This window comes from Kocuria sp. LHG3120 (assembly GCF_049897445.1).
GTDB classification, from domain to species: Bacteria; Actinomycetota; Actinomycetes; order Actinomycetales; family Micrococcaceae; genus Kocuria; species Kocuria rosea.
In genome coordinates this window covers 405,849-420,828 of record NZ_JAFCWG010000003.1, presented here as the reverse complement: position 1 = coordinate 420,828, position 14,980 = coordinate 405,849, and the positions used below count along the sequence as shown (strand labels likewise).

Below are 14,980 nucleotides of genomic sequence, written 5' to 3'. Positions count from 1 at the left end.
CGGTCCTTTCCGTGTGGTGGGGACGGCTCAGCCGCCGGAGACGTCGAGCTCCGCCGCGACCAGCCCCAGCCGCTCGGCGTCCCCCAGCTCGCGGGAGCCCAGCCAGCCGTCCGGCAGGTGCGGCTTCTTCGGGGAGCCGGCGCGGCCGCGCGGGCCCTCGACCGCCTCGCCCGGGTAGCCGAGGGACAGGTCGAGCTCGTCCAGCAGCTCGCGCAGGGTCGCGAGATCCGGCACCTGGGCCATCCTGGCGCGCAGCTCACCGCCCACCGGGTAGCCCTTGAAGTACCACGCGACGTGCTTGCGGATGTCGCGCAGCCCCTTGGCCTCGTCGCCGAACATCTCCACGAGCAGCTCGGCGTGGCGGTAGATCGTGCGGGCGACCTGGTCCACCCCGGGGCGGAAGCGGTCGGGGCGGCCCTCGAAGGCGGCCTGCAGGTCCCCGAAGAGCCAGGGCCGGCCCTGGCAGCCGCGGCCGACGACCACGCCGTCCACGCCGGTCTGCTCGACCATGCGCACGGCGTCCTCGGCGCTCCAGATGTCCCCGTTGCCGAGCACGGGCACGTCCGGCAGGGCCTCGCGCAGCTGCGCGATGGCGTCCCAGTCCGCGGTCCCCGAGTAGTGCTGCTCGAGGGTGCGCCCGTGCAGGGCCACGGCCGCGACGCCGCTGTCGCGGGCGATCCGGCCGGCTTCGAGGAAGGTGAGGTGGCCGTCGTCGATGCCCTTGCGCATCTTGACCGTCACGGGGACGTTCCCGCGGGAGGCCTCCTGGACGGCGGTGCGCACGATCGCGGTGAACAGGTCGGTCTTCCAGGGCAGGGCGGAGCCGCCGCCGCGCTTGGTGACCTTGGGGACGGGGCAGCCGAAGTTCAGGTCGATGTGGTCGGCCCGGTCCTCCTCGACGACCATCCGCACGGCCTGCCCGACGTGGACGGCGTCCACGCCGTAGATCTGGATGGAGCGGGGCGTCTCGTCCGGGTCGTGGTCGATGATCCGCATCGACTCGGGCCGGCGTTCCACGAGGGCGCGGGCCGTGACCATCTCGGTGACGTACAGGCCGCCGCCGTACTCGCGGCACAGCCGGCGGAACGCCTTGTTGGTGACTGCGGCCATCGGCGCCAGCACCACGGGGACGTCGATCGTGAGCGCGCCCAGGTGCAGGGGCGGCAGGTCGAGCCGGGCGGGGTGGTTCTCGGTACGGGTGTCCATCACCGGGGAATTCTCTCACGGACGGCAGCGGCGCAGGGCCCCGGGGTGCTCCCCGGGGCCCTGCGCCGGCCGGCGCGGGTCAGATCCAGCGCGGGTTCGCCACGTCGGCGCCGGCCTCGAGGCGGGCCCCGCCGCGCCCGGAGGCCCACTGCGCGACCGCGGCCAGGTCCCCGCGCACCAGGATCCCCGCGTCCTGGCCGGCGCCGGCCCCGAGCTCACCGAGCTCCGGGGCGTCGGAGACCTGGATCCGCAGCCCGGGGTCCTTGTCCTGTCCCGCCCAGTTGCCGGTCACGTCCTTCAGCAGCCGGGTCAGGACCTCGGCCGGGACGTCCGAGAAGCGGGCCCCGTTGTCGAGGTCGACCGCGTGGATCCAGACCTCGCGGTTGCGCATCCAGACGGTCTCCGTGGCCGGCACGGTCCTGCCCTGGGCGGTCCGCACCTCGTGGCCCCACGCCGCCTCCGGGGTGTCCCGCCACTCGACGTTCAGGGACACCGAGGCGTGGTCGTTCAGGTGGCGCAGCGCCCGGGACGGCAGGGTCGCCCCGTAGGCGATCTCCTGGTTGCGGGCCTGAGGGGAGGAGTACATCGGGGTCTCCACCCCGGTGTTGGCCCACTGCACGAGCCGGGTCAGGGCGCGGGCGTTGTAGCCGACGTGGGCGAGGACGTGCCGGCGGGACCAGCCGGGCAGCAGCGAGGGTCCGTCGAGCTCGTCGTCCGTGAGCTCGTTGACCTTGCGGGACCAGAACGCCGTGCCGCGGCGCACCAGCAGCAGCTGGGCCTTGAGGTCCTCGTCGGTGGTGAGGTCCTGACGGGCGACCATGGCTGACTCCTCTCGTGCCCGCGCTCAGGCGGGGTCGACGATCTTGTTGGTGAGCACGCCCAGACCGTCGATCTCGACCTCCACCACGTCGCCGGACTTCAGGAAGACCTGCGGGTTGCGGGCCCGGCCCACCCCGCCGGGGGTGCCGGTGAGGATGATGTCCCCGGGGTTCAGCGGCAGCATCGTGGAGAAGTAGGCCACGAGGTGCTCCGGGGTGAACAGCAGGTCCCCGATCGAGTGCTCCTGCATGGTCTCGCCGTTGACCCGGGTGTGCAGGACGGCCTGCTTCGGGTCGAACTCGTCGGCGGTGACCATGACGGGGCCCACCGGGGTGGACTTCGCCCAGATCTTGCCCTGCAGCCACTCCTTGGTGCGGAACTGCCACTCGCGCATGGAGATGTCGTTGGCGGCGGCGTACCCGGCGATGTACTGACCGGCGTCGGCCTCGTCCACCTTGTACGCGCGCTTGCCGACGACGACGACGAGCTCGCCCTCCCAGTCCAGCTGGGGGTCCTCGGCGACGGCCTCGATGTCGTCGTTCGGGCCGGTGAGGGTCTCGGTGAACTTGGCGAAGATCGTGGGGTAGGACGGCAGGTCGCGGCCCATCTCCTGGATGTGGCTCTTGTAGTTGAGCCCCACGCACAGGACCTTGCCGGGGTCGGCGACGATCGTCTCGAGCTCGGCGCCGGCGGCCGGGTGCGTCGGCCCGGAGGCGTCGGCGGCGATCTGCTGCCAGTTCTCCTCCGCGAGCAGGGCGCCGAGGTCGGGGCAGCCCTCGATCTCGGTGAACACCTCGCCGTCGAGGCGGGCGGCCGTGGTGGTCCCGTTGGTGCGCAGGGTTGCAAGCTTCATCGGTCCGTGTCTCCTGGGTCGGGATGTGGGGGTCGGTGTGCGGCGGCGCCCGGCGGGGCGCCACGGACGTGGTCCGGCGCGCGGGGCGGTCCGCTCCGCGCGCCGGAGGTGCGGTGCTACTTCTCCTCGCCCTCCACGAAGGTGCGGTTGAAGTTCAGCTTCTCGACGATCGGCTGGTCGCCGAACTTGAACAGGTCGAACCCGGTCTCTGCCTGGATCTGCCAGGCTGTCCAGGACGGGACGACCACCAGGTCGCCCTTCTCCACGACCCGGACCTCGCCGTCGAGCACGAACCGGCCGCGGCCCTCGAAGACCTGGTAGACGCTGGAGCCGACCTCCCGCGTCGTGCGGGTCTCGGTGCCGGGGCGGAAGCGGTGGAACTCGGCCCGGATGGTGGGCATGACGTCCCCGCCGGTGGTGGGGTTCACGAAGCGCACGGCGGCGTGCCCCTGCTCCACGGTGGCGGGGTAGCCCTCGTCCTCGATGGCCAGCTGCTCGGTGAGCGCCCGGTCGGTGTGCTCCCACCGGTAGGCCCCGATCGGGGAGGACACGGTGTTGCCCAGACCCGACAGGGGCCGCAGGCCCGGGTGGCACCACAGCCGCTCGCCGCGGGAGAACTCCGGGGTGGACTCGTCGGTCACCCGGTCGATGCCGAACTCGAAGAACGCGGTGTCGGTGTAGTGCACGAACGGGATGTCGAGGCCGTCGATCCACGCCATGGGCGCATCGAGCTCGTTGTGGTGGCCGTGGAAGTTCCAGCCCGGGGTGAGCAGGAAGTCCCCGCGGGACATCCGCACCGGGTCGCCGTTGACCACGGTCCACACGCCCTCGCCCTCGACCACGAAGCGGAAGGCGTTCTGGGAGTGCCGGTGCTCGGGCGCCACCTCGTGGCCGCCGAGGTACTGGATGGCGCACCACAGGGTGGGGGTGGCGTACGGGCGCCCGCCCAGACCGGGGTTGGCCAGCGCGATGGCCCTGCGCTCCCCGCCGCGGCCCACGGGCACCAGGTCCCCGGCCCGCTCGGCCAGCGGCAGCAGGTTCTTCCACTCCCACACGAACGGGACGGCCGCCGAGGCCGGGGCCTCCGGCATGAGGTTGCCGATCTCCGTCCACAGCGGGACCATGTGGCCCGACTCGAAGTCCTGGTAGAGGGCGTCGAGCTGGGCCTGCTCCTGAGGCGTGGGGGCCGGGACCGTCATCTGGTTGTCGTGACTCATGGTGAGCTCCTCGGTGCTCGCGGGTCGCGGGGCGGACCACCCTGCGCTGTGATGTGAGTTACTGGCCACGCTAGAGCAGGCACCGGCGGGACCGGCAATGAATTCTGCTGGATGGAAACTTCCTCCGGTGCTCCACGGCCGCTTCACCGGGGCCGGCCGGACTCGATCTCCGCGGCGATCTCGCCCTCGATCTCCCGGCACACCTCCCGCAGCGCCCGGATCACCGCCCGGTCCTCGATCACGCCGGCCCGCTGCACGGGCACGGACACCGACAGGGCGGCCAGGGGGCGCCCCTCGGGATCGCGCACGGCGCAGGCCACGGCGGAGACGCCGCGCTCGGCCTCCTCGCGGTTGAAGGCCAGTCCCACGGAGCGGATCATCGCCAGGGACCGGACGAAGGAGCCGAAGGCGGCCTCGTCCAGGTACTCCCCCACGGTCCGGGCCGAGCCCGTGCGGAACAGCCGCGCGAGGTCCTCCTCGGAGAGGTAGGACAGGAGGAGCTTGCCCGCGGAGGTGGCGGCCGCCGGGAGGACGGCGCCGCGCCGGTCGCCGACCTTGAGCAGCCCCGCCCCCTCCACGGAGCTGAGGAAGCGGACCGTGGTGCCGACCCTGACCATGAGGTTCGTGGTCTCGTGGGTCCGTTCGCTGAGCAGCTCCAGGTAGGGCTGCACGAGAGCGCGCAGCCGGCTGTGCGAGCCGGACTCGGGGACCGAGACGCCGAGCCCCGGCCCCGCGAGGTAGCGGCGGGAGTCGTCCTGGACGGCGAAGCCGCGGTAGACGAGCATCGACAGGAGGCGGTGCGCGGTGGAGGGGGCGACGCCCAGCTCCTGCGCCACGTCCTTGAGCCGCACCCCGCCGGAGTCGCGCAGCATCTGGAGCAGGCGCAGGACGTTGTCCACGGACTGCAGGGAGTAGGCCGGCTTCCGCTCCAGGTCCTGGTTCTGCACGGGCCCAGTCTAGGCGCCCGCCGCACCCCGATGGAGATCCACGACACACCGTTTGTTCCATCCAGCAGAATAAGTTTCGGGGCGTGCCGGTCACGGGCACATCCTGGTGTGACGCGCCGCACGCCGGTGGCGCCCCTCACCTGTGAAACGGAGTCCCGATGTCCGCAACGGCTCTTGCCGCCGCCGCCCCGCCCGCCCCGGTGGGCCGGCGCGCCCGATGGATCGCCGTGCTGGTCTGCTGGCTGCTCATCGTCTTCGACGGCTACGACCTCATCGTCTTCGGCACGGTCAAGCCCTCCCTCATGGAGGAGTGGGGGATGTCCCAGGCGACCGCCGGCACGGTGGGCTCCTCGGCGTTCCTCGGCATGATGATCGGGGCGGTCTTCGCCGGGCGGCTCTCCGACGGGCTGGGCCGGAAGAAGACGGTCGTCTGGTGCACGGTGGTGTTCTCCCTGGCGACCGTGGCGTGCGCCGTGGCCCCCGACGAGTGGGTCTTCGCGCTGCTGCGCCTCGTGGCGGGGCTCGGCCTGGGCGGTCTCGTGCCCTCGGCCAACGCCCTCGCCGCGGACTTCATCCCGCCCCGGTGGCGCTCGGCCATGGCCACGCTCATGATGTCCGGCGTGCCGATCGGCGGCTCGCTCGCCGCCCTGACCGGCATCCCCGTGATCCCGGCGGACTGGCTCGGCTGGGAGGGCTGGCGGTGGATGTTCGTCTTCCCCGTCCTGGCCCTCGTCGTGCTCGTGCCCGTGGCCCTGAAGGTGATCCCCGCCGACCCCGGCCCGGAGCAGCGGGCCGCCGCGGCCGCCGCGCAGATGCACGGGCCCGGCTTCGGGTCCCTGCTCCGCCCGCCCCACCTGACCATGAGCATCCTGTTCGCCGCCGCCACCCTCGCGACCCTCTTCGCCTGGTACGGGCTGGGCACCGAGCTGCCGAACCTCATGCGGCTGCAGGGCGCGCAGATCGGCGGGGCCCTGACGTTCGCGCTCGTCCTCAATCTCGGCGCGGTGCTGGGCTCCGTGCTCACGGCCTGGGCCGGGGACCGGTTCGGTCCGGTGCTCACCGGCGCCGTCGCCTCGGGCGCCGCCGCGGCCGGGCTGCTCGTGATCATGGTCGTCGGCGACGAGCCGGTCTGGCTGATCTACCTGATGCTCGTGCTCGCCGGTGTCGGCACGCACGGCACGCAGTCCCTGATCATCGGCGCCATCACCCTGTACTACCCGGACAGCCTCCGCGGCACCGCGCTCGGCTGGGCCCTGGGCGTGGGGCGCATCGGCGCCGTCCTCGCCCCGCAGACGGCGGGGCTCGTGCTCGGCGCCTACGCCGACCCCGCCGACGGCGTCCACCCCGTGTTCCTCCTCTTCGCGGGTGCGGCGGCCGTCGCCACGGTCCTGCAGTTCGCCCTCCTGCCCGTCATCACCAAGGCCCGCCAGGCGCCCCGGGTCGTACGGACCCAGCCGGTCGCCTGACACCGTCCAGCACAGCTCGAAAGGAATCACCACCATGGCACAGCACACCAAGGTCCTCGTCATCGGAGGCGGCATCGGCGGCTTCGGCAACGCCCTCGCCCTGCGCCGGCTCGGCGCGGAGGTCGAGCTCGTGGAGCAGGCCCCCGAGTTCGGGGAGGTCGGCGCCGGCCTGCAGATGTCACCCAACGCCACCCGCCTGCTGCGCGAGTGGGGGGTGCTCGACCGGGCCGTCGAGACCGGCGTGGCCCCCCGGTACATCGTCTTCCGCGACGCCCTCACGGGCGAGGAGCTGCTCCGGGAGGACGTCACCGGCGAGTACTACGAGCGCTACGGCGCCCCCTACATCGTGGCCCACCGCTCGGACCTGCACCGCCTGCTCATGGAGGAGTGCGCCGAGCTCGGCGTGAACCTGCACAACAACGTCCGGGTGGCGAAGACCGAGAACGTGGAGGTCGACGGGCGCGCCGTGGCCCGGGCGACCGCGGACGACGGCCGGGTCTTCGAGGCGGACGCGATCGTCGCCGCGGACGGGATCAGGTCCGTGGTCCGCGCGCAGCTCTCCGACGACCAGCCCGTCGGCTCCGAGTACGTGGCCTACCGCGGCGCGCTGCCGATCTCGCAGATCACCCACGCCGGGGACATGGAGGCCGTGGTCGTGTGGATGGGCCCCGAGTGCCACCTCGTGCAGTACCCGCTGCGCCAGGGAGAGCTGTTCAACACCGTGGCCGTCTACCGCTCGCCGTCCTTCGCCGCCGGTCAGCTCGTCTACGAGGGCGACGCCGAGCTGCGCGAGGCCTACCGGGACTGCGTGCCGGAGGTCCGGGCGGCGCTCGACAACCTCAGCCACGTGCAGCGCTGGCCCATGTTCGACCGCGTGCCGATCGAGAACTGGGTGGACGGCAACATCGCCCTGGCCGGCGACGCCGCGCACCCGATGCTGCAGTACCTCGCCCAGGGCGCCTGCCAGGCCCTCGAGGACGCCGCCGCCCTGGAGGCCATCGCCGCGCGGTCCGTGTTCGCGGACCCGGAGCACCACGACGCCTCCCGGTGGAACGCCGTGTTCCGGGAGTACAACGCCGTCCGCCAGCCGCGCACCGCGCGGATCCAGACGACGGCGCGGGTGTGGGGCGAGTCCTGGCACCTCACCGGCCCGGTCGAGCGGACCGTGCGCAACATGCTGTGGAAGTCCGCGGACCGGCACGGCATCTGGGACTACACCGACTGGCTCTACGGGGAGCAGGACTACACCGGCGCCGAGGTCAGCGCCGAGGCCGGCGACCGGGCCGAGGTCCGGCGCGTCGACGCGAGCACGGCCGGCTGAGCACGTCCCCGCGCCGGCCGGACCCGGCACCGGCGCTCAGTCCCCGGGCTCCGCGAGGACGACGGAGGTCTCCACGACCGTGGCGGCGCCGGCCGCCAGGAGGTTGTCGACGACGGCGGTCAGCGGCTCCATCGACCCGTCCACCTGGAACTGCACGGGGTGGTGGTGGGCCAGCAGCGCGAGCAGCTGCTCGAGCGCGGGACCTGCCGCGGCGTCCCCCGGCGTCCAGCCGAGCACGACGTGGGCGGGCTCGTCCGGCGCGTCCTCAGGGGCGGGGACGCCGGGGGCGGCGTCGAGCTCGACGGGCCGGTAGCTCACGGCGAACGCGGAGATCCTGCCCCGCTCCCCCGGGCCCACGCCGTTGCGCAGCACGAGCGCCCCGAAGGCGTGCGCGGCGTCGGAGAGGAACAGCTGGTTGACCCGTCCCACGGACAGGTCCGCCGGCTCGTCCCAGGCGTGCACGGCCCGGTAGAACGCCCACAGCGCCCGGGTCAGCTCGACCGAGCCGGTGGCCAGGTCCTCGACGGCCTGCGCCGGTGTCCCGTCGGGGTGCTCCCGCAGCGGCTGGAGGGGCAGGGCCCCGGCGGCCACCCGGACCACGCGCGAGTCCTGGACGGGGTCCAGGCCGGCGGCCCGGGCGAAGCGCTCGCCGGCCGAGCCGGGCGCCGCCTTCGTGCGCAGGGCCTGCACGCCCGAGGGCGAGCCCGCCGCCTCGGTGCGCAGCCGCTCCAGCAGGGCCCGTCCGAGCCCTTCGCCGCGGCGGTCGGGGGCGACCTCCACGTAGGCCCACAGCCTCGAGGGGTGCAGCGCCGACTCGTAGACCGTGCCGGCGGCGACCGGCACGCCGGAGTCCTCCGCCACGACCGTGCGGGACCACGGGGCGTCGTCGTCGGGGCGCAGGGTCGCCCGGAAGGCGGCGGCCTGGGGCGTCTCCGGGTCGGGCCACACCTCGAGCAGCCGCAGGTCGTCCCCGTCCCGCCAGGGCCGCGGCCCGGGGCCGGTCAGCGCGCCGCTCATCAGCGGACGAGCTTCCCGGCGAGGTAGGACTTCACCTGGTCGAGGGCCACGCGCTCCTGGGTCATCGCGTCCCGCTCGCGGATGGTCACGGCCTGGTCCTCGAGGGTGTCGAAGTCCACCGTGATGCAGAACGGGGTGCCGATCTCGTCCTGGCGGCGGTAGCGGCGCCCGATCGCCCCCGAGTCGTCGAAGTCGATGTTCCAGTTCCGGCGCAGCTCGGCGGCCAGGTCCTTGGCCTTCGGCGAGAGGTCCTCGTTGCGGGACAGCGGCAGCACCGCGGCCTTGACCGGGGCCAGGCGCGGGTCCAGCTTGAGGACCGTGCGCTTGTCCACCCCGCCCTTCGAGTTGGGGGCCTCGTCCTCGGTGTACGCGTCCACGAGGAAGGCCATCATCGACCGGGTGAGGCCGAAGGACGGCTCGATCACGTACGGGACGTAGCGCTCGTTGGTCTGCTGGTCGAAGTAGCTGAGGTCCGTGTTGGAGTGCTCGTTGTGCACGCCGAGGTCGTAGTCGGTCCGGTTGGCCACGCCCATGAGCTCGCCCCACGGGTTGCCCTGGAAGCCGAACCGGTACTCGATGTCGATGGTGCCGGCGGAGTAGTGCGCCCGGTCGTCCTCGGGGACGTCGTAGCGGCGCATGTGGTCCGGGTCGATGCCCAGGTCCGTGAACCAGTTCCAGCACGCCTCGACCCACTCGTCGAAGAAGTGTCCGGCCTCGGACGGGTGGGTGAAGTACTCGATCTCCATCTGCTCGAACTCGCGCGTGCGGAAGATGAAGTTGCCCGGGGTGATCTCGTTGCGGAACGCCTTGCCGATCTGCCCGATGCCGAACGGCGGCTTCTTCCGGGCGGCGGTGACCACGTTGTTGAAGTTCACGAAGATGCCCTGGGCGGTCTCGGGCCGCAGGTAGTGCAGGCCCTCCTGGTTGTCGACCGGGCCGAGGAACGTCTTGAGCAGCCCGGAGAACTGCTGCGGATCGGTCCACTGGCCCTTGGTCCCGCAGTTGGGGCAGGGGATCTCGGCCATGCCGTTCTCGGGGGCGCGGCCCTTCTTCTCCTCGAAGGCCTCGACCAGGTGGTCCTGGCGGGCGCGCTTGTGGCAGGAGGTGCACTCCACGAGCGGGTCCGTGAAGGTCGCCACGTGACCCGAGGCCTCCCACACGGCCTTCGGGAGGATGATCGAGGAGTCGAGGCCCACCATGTCCTCGCGCCCGCGCACGAAGGTCTGCCACCACTCGTGCTTGATGTTCTCCTTGAGCTCCGCGCCGAGGGGCCCGTAGTCCCAGGCGGAGCGGGAACCGCCGTAGATCTCACCCGCCTGGAACACGAAACCGCGGCGCTTGGCCAGCGAGATGACGTTGTCCAGCGTGGACTTGGGGGCCATGTGGGATTCCTCCAGGGTCTCGCCCGACCGCCGGCTGCGGACGCGCGTGGTGGGTGGTGTGGCCCGGCGGTGCGCCGGGCGGGGACCGGCCGTCGTCGGCCGTCACGAACGAGGACGCCGCGGGCGACGTCCTCGTCCCAGGGTAGCCAATTCCCGCCGTGCCCGCCGACCGGACGGGACCTGGGACAATGGGGGCATGACGACTCCCCAGCAGCCCGGCGGCCCCGACGAACTGCCCATCCGCGACGACATGATCCGGCTGGGCCAGGCGCTCAAGCTGGCGAACCTCGCCGAGGACGGGGCGCACGCCCGGGGCCTGGTGGAGGACGGTCAGGTCTCGGTCAACGGCGAGGTCGAGACGCGGCGCGGCCGGCAGCTGCACCCGGGGGACGTCGTCTCCGCCGGGGGCGCCTCGGTGCGGATCACCGCGGGCGGCTGACCGGGCGGTCCGGGTCCCCCAGCACCACCTGGGTGAGGTACTCGCGCACGTGCCCCACCTCCTGCGGGCTGATCCCGTGGCCGACCCCGGTGTAGTGCACCTTCATGACGTCGGCGTGCTCGAGCGCCCACTCGGCGGTGGAGTCGACGAGCTCCTGCGGGATGACCGGGTCCTGCGGGTCACGGCCCCAGAACATCCGCAGCGGCCGCTCCCGCAGCTGCTCGTCGGCGAACAGGGGGTGCTCGCCGGGGACCACGAAGCCGGAGAGCCCCACCACGGCGGCGATCTCGCCCGGCATGTGCCGGGCGAGGGACGTGGCCATGGCCATGCCCTGCGAGAACCCCAGCAGCGTGGTGCTGGGGTGGTCCGCGGCCAGCTCCCGCAGCCACGCCGCGACGGGCTCCACGGCCTCGGCCACCCGGTCGAGGGAGAAGCTGAGGTCCGCGGCGAGCGGGAACCACTGGTAGCCGAACCCGGCGGGCTGGGGAGCGCGCACGGACGCCACGCTGAACTCGCCTGGCAGGGCCGGGACGAGACCCATGAGGTCCTGCTCGTGCGAGCCGTAGCCGTGCAGGAGCACGAGCAGCGGGGTGCCGGGGCGGGCGTCGGCGTCCCTGCTCCACACGGCGAAGGGGGTGGCGGTCCCGGTCGGGACGGTGGCGTCGGTCATGGCACCAGTGTGCCACCCGGTCCCGGGGCCCGCGGCGCGGGCGCGTGGACGCCCGCCGGGCCCGGTGGTAGACCGGGAGGCATGACCGAGACGACGCCGGGGCCCCCGGACACCGCACCTCCCGTCCACCCGTGGCGCCGCATGGTGGCGATCGGCGACTCGTTCACGGAGGGCATCGGGGACCCGGACCCCGGCTCCCCCGGCGGGCACCGCGGCTGGGCGGACCGGGTCGCCGAGGAGCTGAACCGCCTCGCCCCCGGCCTGTCCTACGCCAATCTCGCGATCCGCGGCCGGCTCTTCCGCCAGATCGTCGACGAGCAGGTGGCACCGGCCCTGGAGCTGACCCCGGACCTCGTGACGGTCTGCGCGGGCGGCAACGACATGCTGCGCCCCGGCGGGGACCCGGACGCGATCGCCGAGGAGATGGACGACGTCGTGGGCCGGCTCGCGGCGAACGGGGCGACGGTCGTGCTGGTCGGCGGCCCGGACATCGGCGCCACGCCCGTGCTGCGCGGGATCCGGGGCCGGATCGCGGTCTACAACGAGAACGTGCGCGTGGTCGCGTCCCGGCACGACGCCGTGCTGGTGGACCTGTGGGGGCTGCGGGAGCTCGCGGACCCGGCGATGTGGGACCCCGACCGGCTGCACTTCTCGCCCCTGGGCCACCACCGGATCGCGGTCGAGGCCCTGGACACCCTGGGCCTCGCGCACGGCCTCGTGCCCGAGGTGGTGCCCGACCGCCCGCCCTCGTCCTGGCGGCAGGCCCGCGGCGAGGACCTCGTCTGGGCCCACCGCTATCTGCGCCCGTGGGTGGCCCGCCGGATCCGGCGCACCAGCTCCGGGGCGCAGGTCCGGCCGAAGCGGCCGCACTTCGGCACCCCCACCGTGCCCGGGGGCGGCGTCGCGCCCGGCGAGGGACCCGGGGCGGGCCCCGGCGACGACCGGGGTGCCGCGGACGGCTGAGCGAGCGGGAACGGCTGAGGACCCCCGTCCCGGCTCAGCGCTCGGGCAGCACGGTCTCCACGAGCAGCTTGCCGAGCTGGGGAGCCTCGATGAGGAAGCCGTCGTGGCCCGAGGGCGAGGTCAGGGTGTGCCGCCGGACGTCCCCGGGCAGCGCGGCGGCCAGGACGTCGGACTCGCGGGGCAGGTAGAGCCGGTCGGAGTCCACCGCCGCCACGAGCCACTCGCACGAGGTCACGGACAGCGCCTCCTCGAGCGTGCCGCGGCCCCGGGCGACGTCGTGGGACATGAGCGTCTCGTTGACGGCGAGGTAGCTGTTGGCGTCGAAGCGGCCCGCCAGCTTGGACGCCTGGTGGTCGAGGTAGCTCTCCACCTGGTAGCGCCCCCGCCCGCCGGCGTGCGTGTCGATGACCTGCTCCTCGGCCTGCGGCGAGCGCCCGAACCGGTGGTGCAGCTCGTCGGCCGAGCGGTAGGTGATGTGGGCGATCCGCCGGGCCAGTCCCAGGCCCGTGACGGGCAGCGGGCCGTCGTAGTAGTCCCCGCCGCGGAAGTGCGGGTCCTGGCGGATCGCGAGGTTCTGCGCCTGGCCCCACGCGAGCTGCTCGGCGCTGGACTGGGCGCACGCGGCGACCACCGCGCACGCCCGGACGCGGTCCGGGTAGGTCACGGCCCACTCCAAGGCGCGGGCCCCGCCCATGGAGCCGCCGATGACCAGGCGCCAGGCGTCGATGCCGAGGGCGTCGGCCAGCGCCGCCTCGGCGTGCACGGAGTCCCGGACGGTGATGAGCGGGAAGCGGGAGCCCCAGGGGCGGCCCTCGGGGTCCACGCTCGGCGGCGTGGGGGTCGCCGGGCCCGTGGACCCGTAGCAGCCGCCCACGATGTTGGTGCAGACCACGAACCACCGGTCCGTGTCGATGGCGGCGCCGGGGCCGATCAGGCCCTCCCACCAGCCGCCGCTCTCGGCGGCGCGCCGCTCGGCCTCGGGGGCGCCGGGGCGGGCCCGGCCGGCCGCCACGTGGGTGTCCCCGGTGAGGGCGTGCTCGACGAGCACCGCGTTGGAGGCGTCCGGGGCGAGCGTCCCCCACGTCTCGTAGGCGATCCGGACGTCGGGCAGCCGGAAGCCCGACTCGAGCTCGAGCTCGCCGATCCCGGCGACCCGCGGCACGCCGTCCTCGCGGACGGCGGTCCCGGCGCCGGAGCCCCTCACGACCGTCACGGTCACTCCTGTCCTCCCTGCGCGGCCGCGGCCGCGGCGAAGCCCTGCTCCAGGTCCGCCAGGATGTCGTCGATGTGCTCCAGGCCCACGGACAGGCGCACGAAGCCGGGCTCCACGCCGGCGGCCAGCTGCTCCTCGGGCAGGAGCTGGCTGTGCGTGGTGGACGCGGGGTGGATCACGAGGGAGCGCACGTCGCCGATGTTGGCGACGTTCGAGTGCAGGGTCAGGGCGTCCACGAAGGCGGCCCCGGCCTCCCGGCCGCCGTCGAGGACGAAGCCCAGGATCGACCCGGCGCCCCGGGGCGCGTACTTCTGCGCCCGCTCGTGCCACGGGGAGGACTCCAGCCCGGCCCAGGACACCGAGCGCACGTCCTCGCGGGCCTCGAGCCAGCGGGCCACCGTCCCGGCGTTGGCCACGTGCCGCTCCATCCGCAGGGACAGCGTCTCGATGCCCTGCTCGATGAGGAACGCGTTGAACGGGGAGATCGCCGAGCCGAGGTCGCGCAGCAGCTGCACCCTGGCCTTGAGGATGTAGGACAGGTTGACGCCGAAGGGCCCCTCCGCGCCCAGGGCCTCGGCGTAGACGAGGCCGCCGTAGGACTCGTCCGGCTGGTTGAAGCCGGGGAAGCGGTCCGGGTAGCGGCCGTAGTCGAAGGCCCCGGAGTCGACGATCACGCCGCCGATGGCCGTGCCGTGCCCGCCGAGGAACTTGGTGGCCGAGTGCACCACGACGTCCGCGCCCCAGCGCAGGGGCTGGACGAGGTAGGGGGTCGCCACGGTGTTGTCCACGATGAGCGGGACCTCGTGGTCGTGGGCGATCCCGGAGACCGTCTCGATGTCGAGGACGTCGTTGCGCGGGTTCGGGATCGTCTCGGCGAAGAAGGCCTTCGTGTTCGGCCGGACCGCCCGCCGCCACGCCTCGGGATCGTCGGGGTCGGAGACGAAGGTGGTCTCGATGCCGAGCTTGGGCAGCGTGAACTTGAAGAGGTTGTAGGTCCCGCCGTACAGGCTGGGGCTGGCCACGAGGTGGTCTCCCGCGCCGGCGACGTTGAGCACGGCGAACGTCGTCGCCGACTGCCCCGCGCTGAGCATGAGGGCGCCCACGCCGCCCTCCAGGGCGGCGATCCGGTTCTCCACGACCTCCGTGGTCGGGTTGCCGATCCGCGTGTAGATCGGGCCGAGCTCGGCGAGCGCGAAGCGGTCGGCGGCGGCCTGGGCGTCGGGGAAGACGAAGGACGTGGTCTGGTGGATCGGCAGGGCGCGCGAGCCGGTGACCGGGTCGGGGCTCTGCCCCGCGTGGATCTGCCGGGTCTCGAAGGCCCAGCCCCCGGGGTTCTCGGGGGTGGGGCGCTCGGCCGCGTCGGTGCGGGCGGCGGAGGCGTCGGTGCTGGAGGCGGGGAGATCGGACATGCCGTGGGACTCCTTGTGGATCTCAGGGGTCCCGTCCCGGCCGAGGCGGTGCGGCCGG

Annotated in this window: 14 protein-coding genes; 4 read left to right on the top strand and 10 right to left on the bottom strand. The window is 73.4% G+C overall.

The genetic code is table 11. The features are described from left to right. Positions 1 to 27: 27 nt before the first annotated feature. The 5 genes from dusB to ACP7CD_RS08765 all read right to left on the bottom strand — a co-directional run bounded on the left by dusB (position 28) and on the right by ACP7CD_RS08765 (position 5,042). Positions 28 to 1,206: a tRNA dihydrouridine synthase DusB gene (gene dusB, locus ACP7CD_RS08785; protein WP_426120025.1), complete on the bottom strand. Its 1,179-nt coding sequence runs from the start codon at positions 1,204 to 1,206 to the stop codon at positions 28 to 30. A gap of 79 nt (positions 1,207 to 1,285) precedes the next feature. Beyond that, positions 1,286 to 2,026 (bottom strand): maleylpyruvate isomerase family mycothiol-dependent enzyme, encoded by a 741-nt coding sequence (locus ACP7CD_RS08780; protein WP_035926368.1) that lies wholly within the window; start codon positions 2,024 to 2,026, stop codon positions 1,286 to 1,288. A 24-nt stretch (positions 2,027 to 2,050) separates the two neighbouring features. Further along, positions 2,051 to 2,878 carry a fumarylacetoacetate hydrolase family protein gene (locus ACP7CD_RS08775; protein WP_095651359.1) on the bottom strand — a complete coding sequence of 276 codons (828 nt, stop codon included), beginning with the start codon at positions 2,876 to 2,878 and terminating at the stop codon, positions 2,051 to 2,053. A 116-nt stretch (positions 2,879 to 2,994) separates the two neighbouring features. After that, entirely contained in the window at positions 2,995 to 4,095 is a 1,101-nt protein-coding gene (locus tag ACP7CD_RS08770; protein ID WP_095651358.1) for a cupin domain-containing protein, read from the bottom strand. A 143-nt stretch (positions 4,096 to 4,238) separates the two neighbouring features. After that, positions 4,239 to 5,042, bottom strand: coding sequence for an IclR family transcriptional regulator (locus tag ACP7CD_RS08765; protein WP_031283171.1), 804 nt, complete (start codon positions 5,040 to 5,042; stop codon positions 4,239 to 4,241). Between the two features lie 158 nt (positions 5,043 to 5,200). On the opposite strand from ACP7CD_RS08765, the gene ACP7CD_RS08760 reads away from it, so the two are divergent. Beyond that, positions 5,201 to 6,508, top strand: a complete 1,308-nt coding sequence (locus tag ACP7CD_RS08760; protein ID WP_241975692.1) for an MFS transporter — start codon at positions 5,201 to 5,203, stop codon at positions 6,506 to 6,508. Positions 6,509 to 6,542: 34 nt separating this feature from the next. Next, complete coding sequence (locus ACP7CD_RS08755) at positions 6,543 to 7,829, top strand: FAD-dependent monooxygenase (protein ID WP_336650017.1); 1,287 nt, start codon at positions 6,543 to 6,545, stop codon at positions 7,827 to 7,829. 36 nt (positions 7,830 to 7,865) lie between these two features. On the opposite strand, the gene ACP7CD_RS08750 is transcribed toward ACP7CD_RS08755, so the two are convergent. Together ACP7CD_RS08750 and ACP7CD_RS08745 are read right to left on the bottom strand one after the other, a co-directional pair. Beyond that, on the bottom strand, positions 7,866 to 8,846 hold the full coding sequence (locus ACP7CD_RS08750) for a GNAT family N-acetyltransferase (RefSeq protein WP_336650018.1): 981 nt from the start codon (positions 8,844 to 8,846) through the stop codon (positions 7,866 to 7,868). Next, the gene (locus ACP7CD_RS08745) at positions 8,846 to 10,228 is read right to left on the bottom strand and encodes a glycine--tRNA ligase (RefSeq protein ID WP_017833819.1); all 1,383 of its coding nucleotides are present in this window, start codon (positions 10,226 to 10,228) and stop codon (positions 8,846 to 8,848) included. The genes ACP7CD_RS08750 and ACP7CD_RS08745 overlap by 1 nt, the downstream gene beginning before the upstream one ends. Positions 10,229 to 10,424: 196 nt before the next feature. On the opposite strand from ACP7CD_RS08745, the gene ACP7CD_RS08740 reads away from it, so the two are divergent. Next, positions 10,425 to 10,667, top strand: a complete 243-nt coding sequence (locus ACP7CD_RS08740) for an RNA-binding S4 domain-containing protein (protein ID WP_035926391.1) — start codon at positions 10,425 to 10,427, stop codon at positions 10,665 to 10,667. Here the strand turns inward: ACP7CD_RS08740 and ACP7CD_RS08735 are convergent. Further along, positions 10,651 to 11,337, bottom strand: coding sequence for an alpha/beta hydrolase (locus ACP7CD_RS08735; protein WP_109268694.1), 687 nt, complete (start codon positions 11,335 to 11,337; stop codon positions 10,651 to 10,653). The genes ACP7CD_RS08740 and ACP7CD_RS08735 overlap by 17 nt on opposite strands. An 81-nt stretch (positions 11,338 to 11,418) precedes the next feature. Between ACP7CD_RS08735 and ACP7CD_RS08730 the strand changes: the two genes are divergently transcribed. Continuing rightward, positions 11,419 to 12,300, top strand: a complete 882-nt coding sequence (locus tag ACP7CD_RS08730; RefSeq protein WP_017833822.1) for an SGNH/GDSL hydrolase family protein — start codon at positions 11,419 to 11,421, stop codon at positions 12,298 to 12,300. A 34-nt stretch (positions 12,301 to 12,334) separates the two neighbouring features. On the opposite strand, the gene metX is transcribed toward ACP7CD_RS08730, so the two are convergent. Continuing rightward, entirely contained in the window at positions 12,335 to 13,519 is a 1,185-nt protein-coding gene (gene metX / locus ACP7CD_RS08725; RefSeq protein ID WP_109243392.1) for a homoserine O-acetyltransferase MetX, read from the bottom strand. Further along, entirely contained in the window at positions 13,516 to 14,922 is a 1,407-nt protein-coding gene (locus tag ACP7CD_RS08720) for a bifunctional o-acetylhomoserine/o-acetylserine sulfhydrylase (protein ID WP_426120024.1), read from the bottom strand. Before ACP7CD_RS08720 ends, metX begins: the two co-directional genes overlap by 4 nt. Positions 14,923 to 14,980 lie beyond the last annotated feature (58 nt).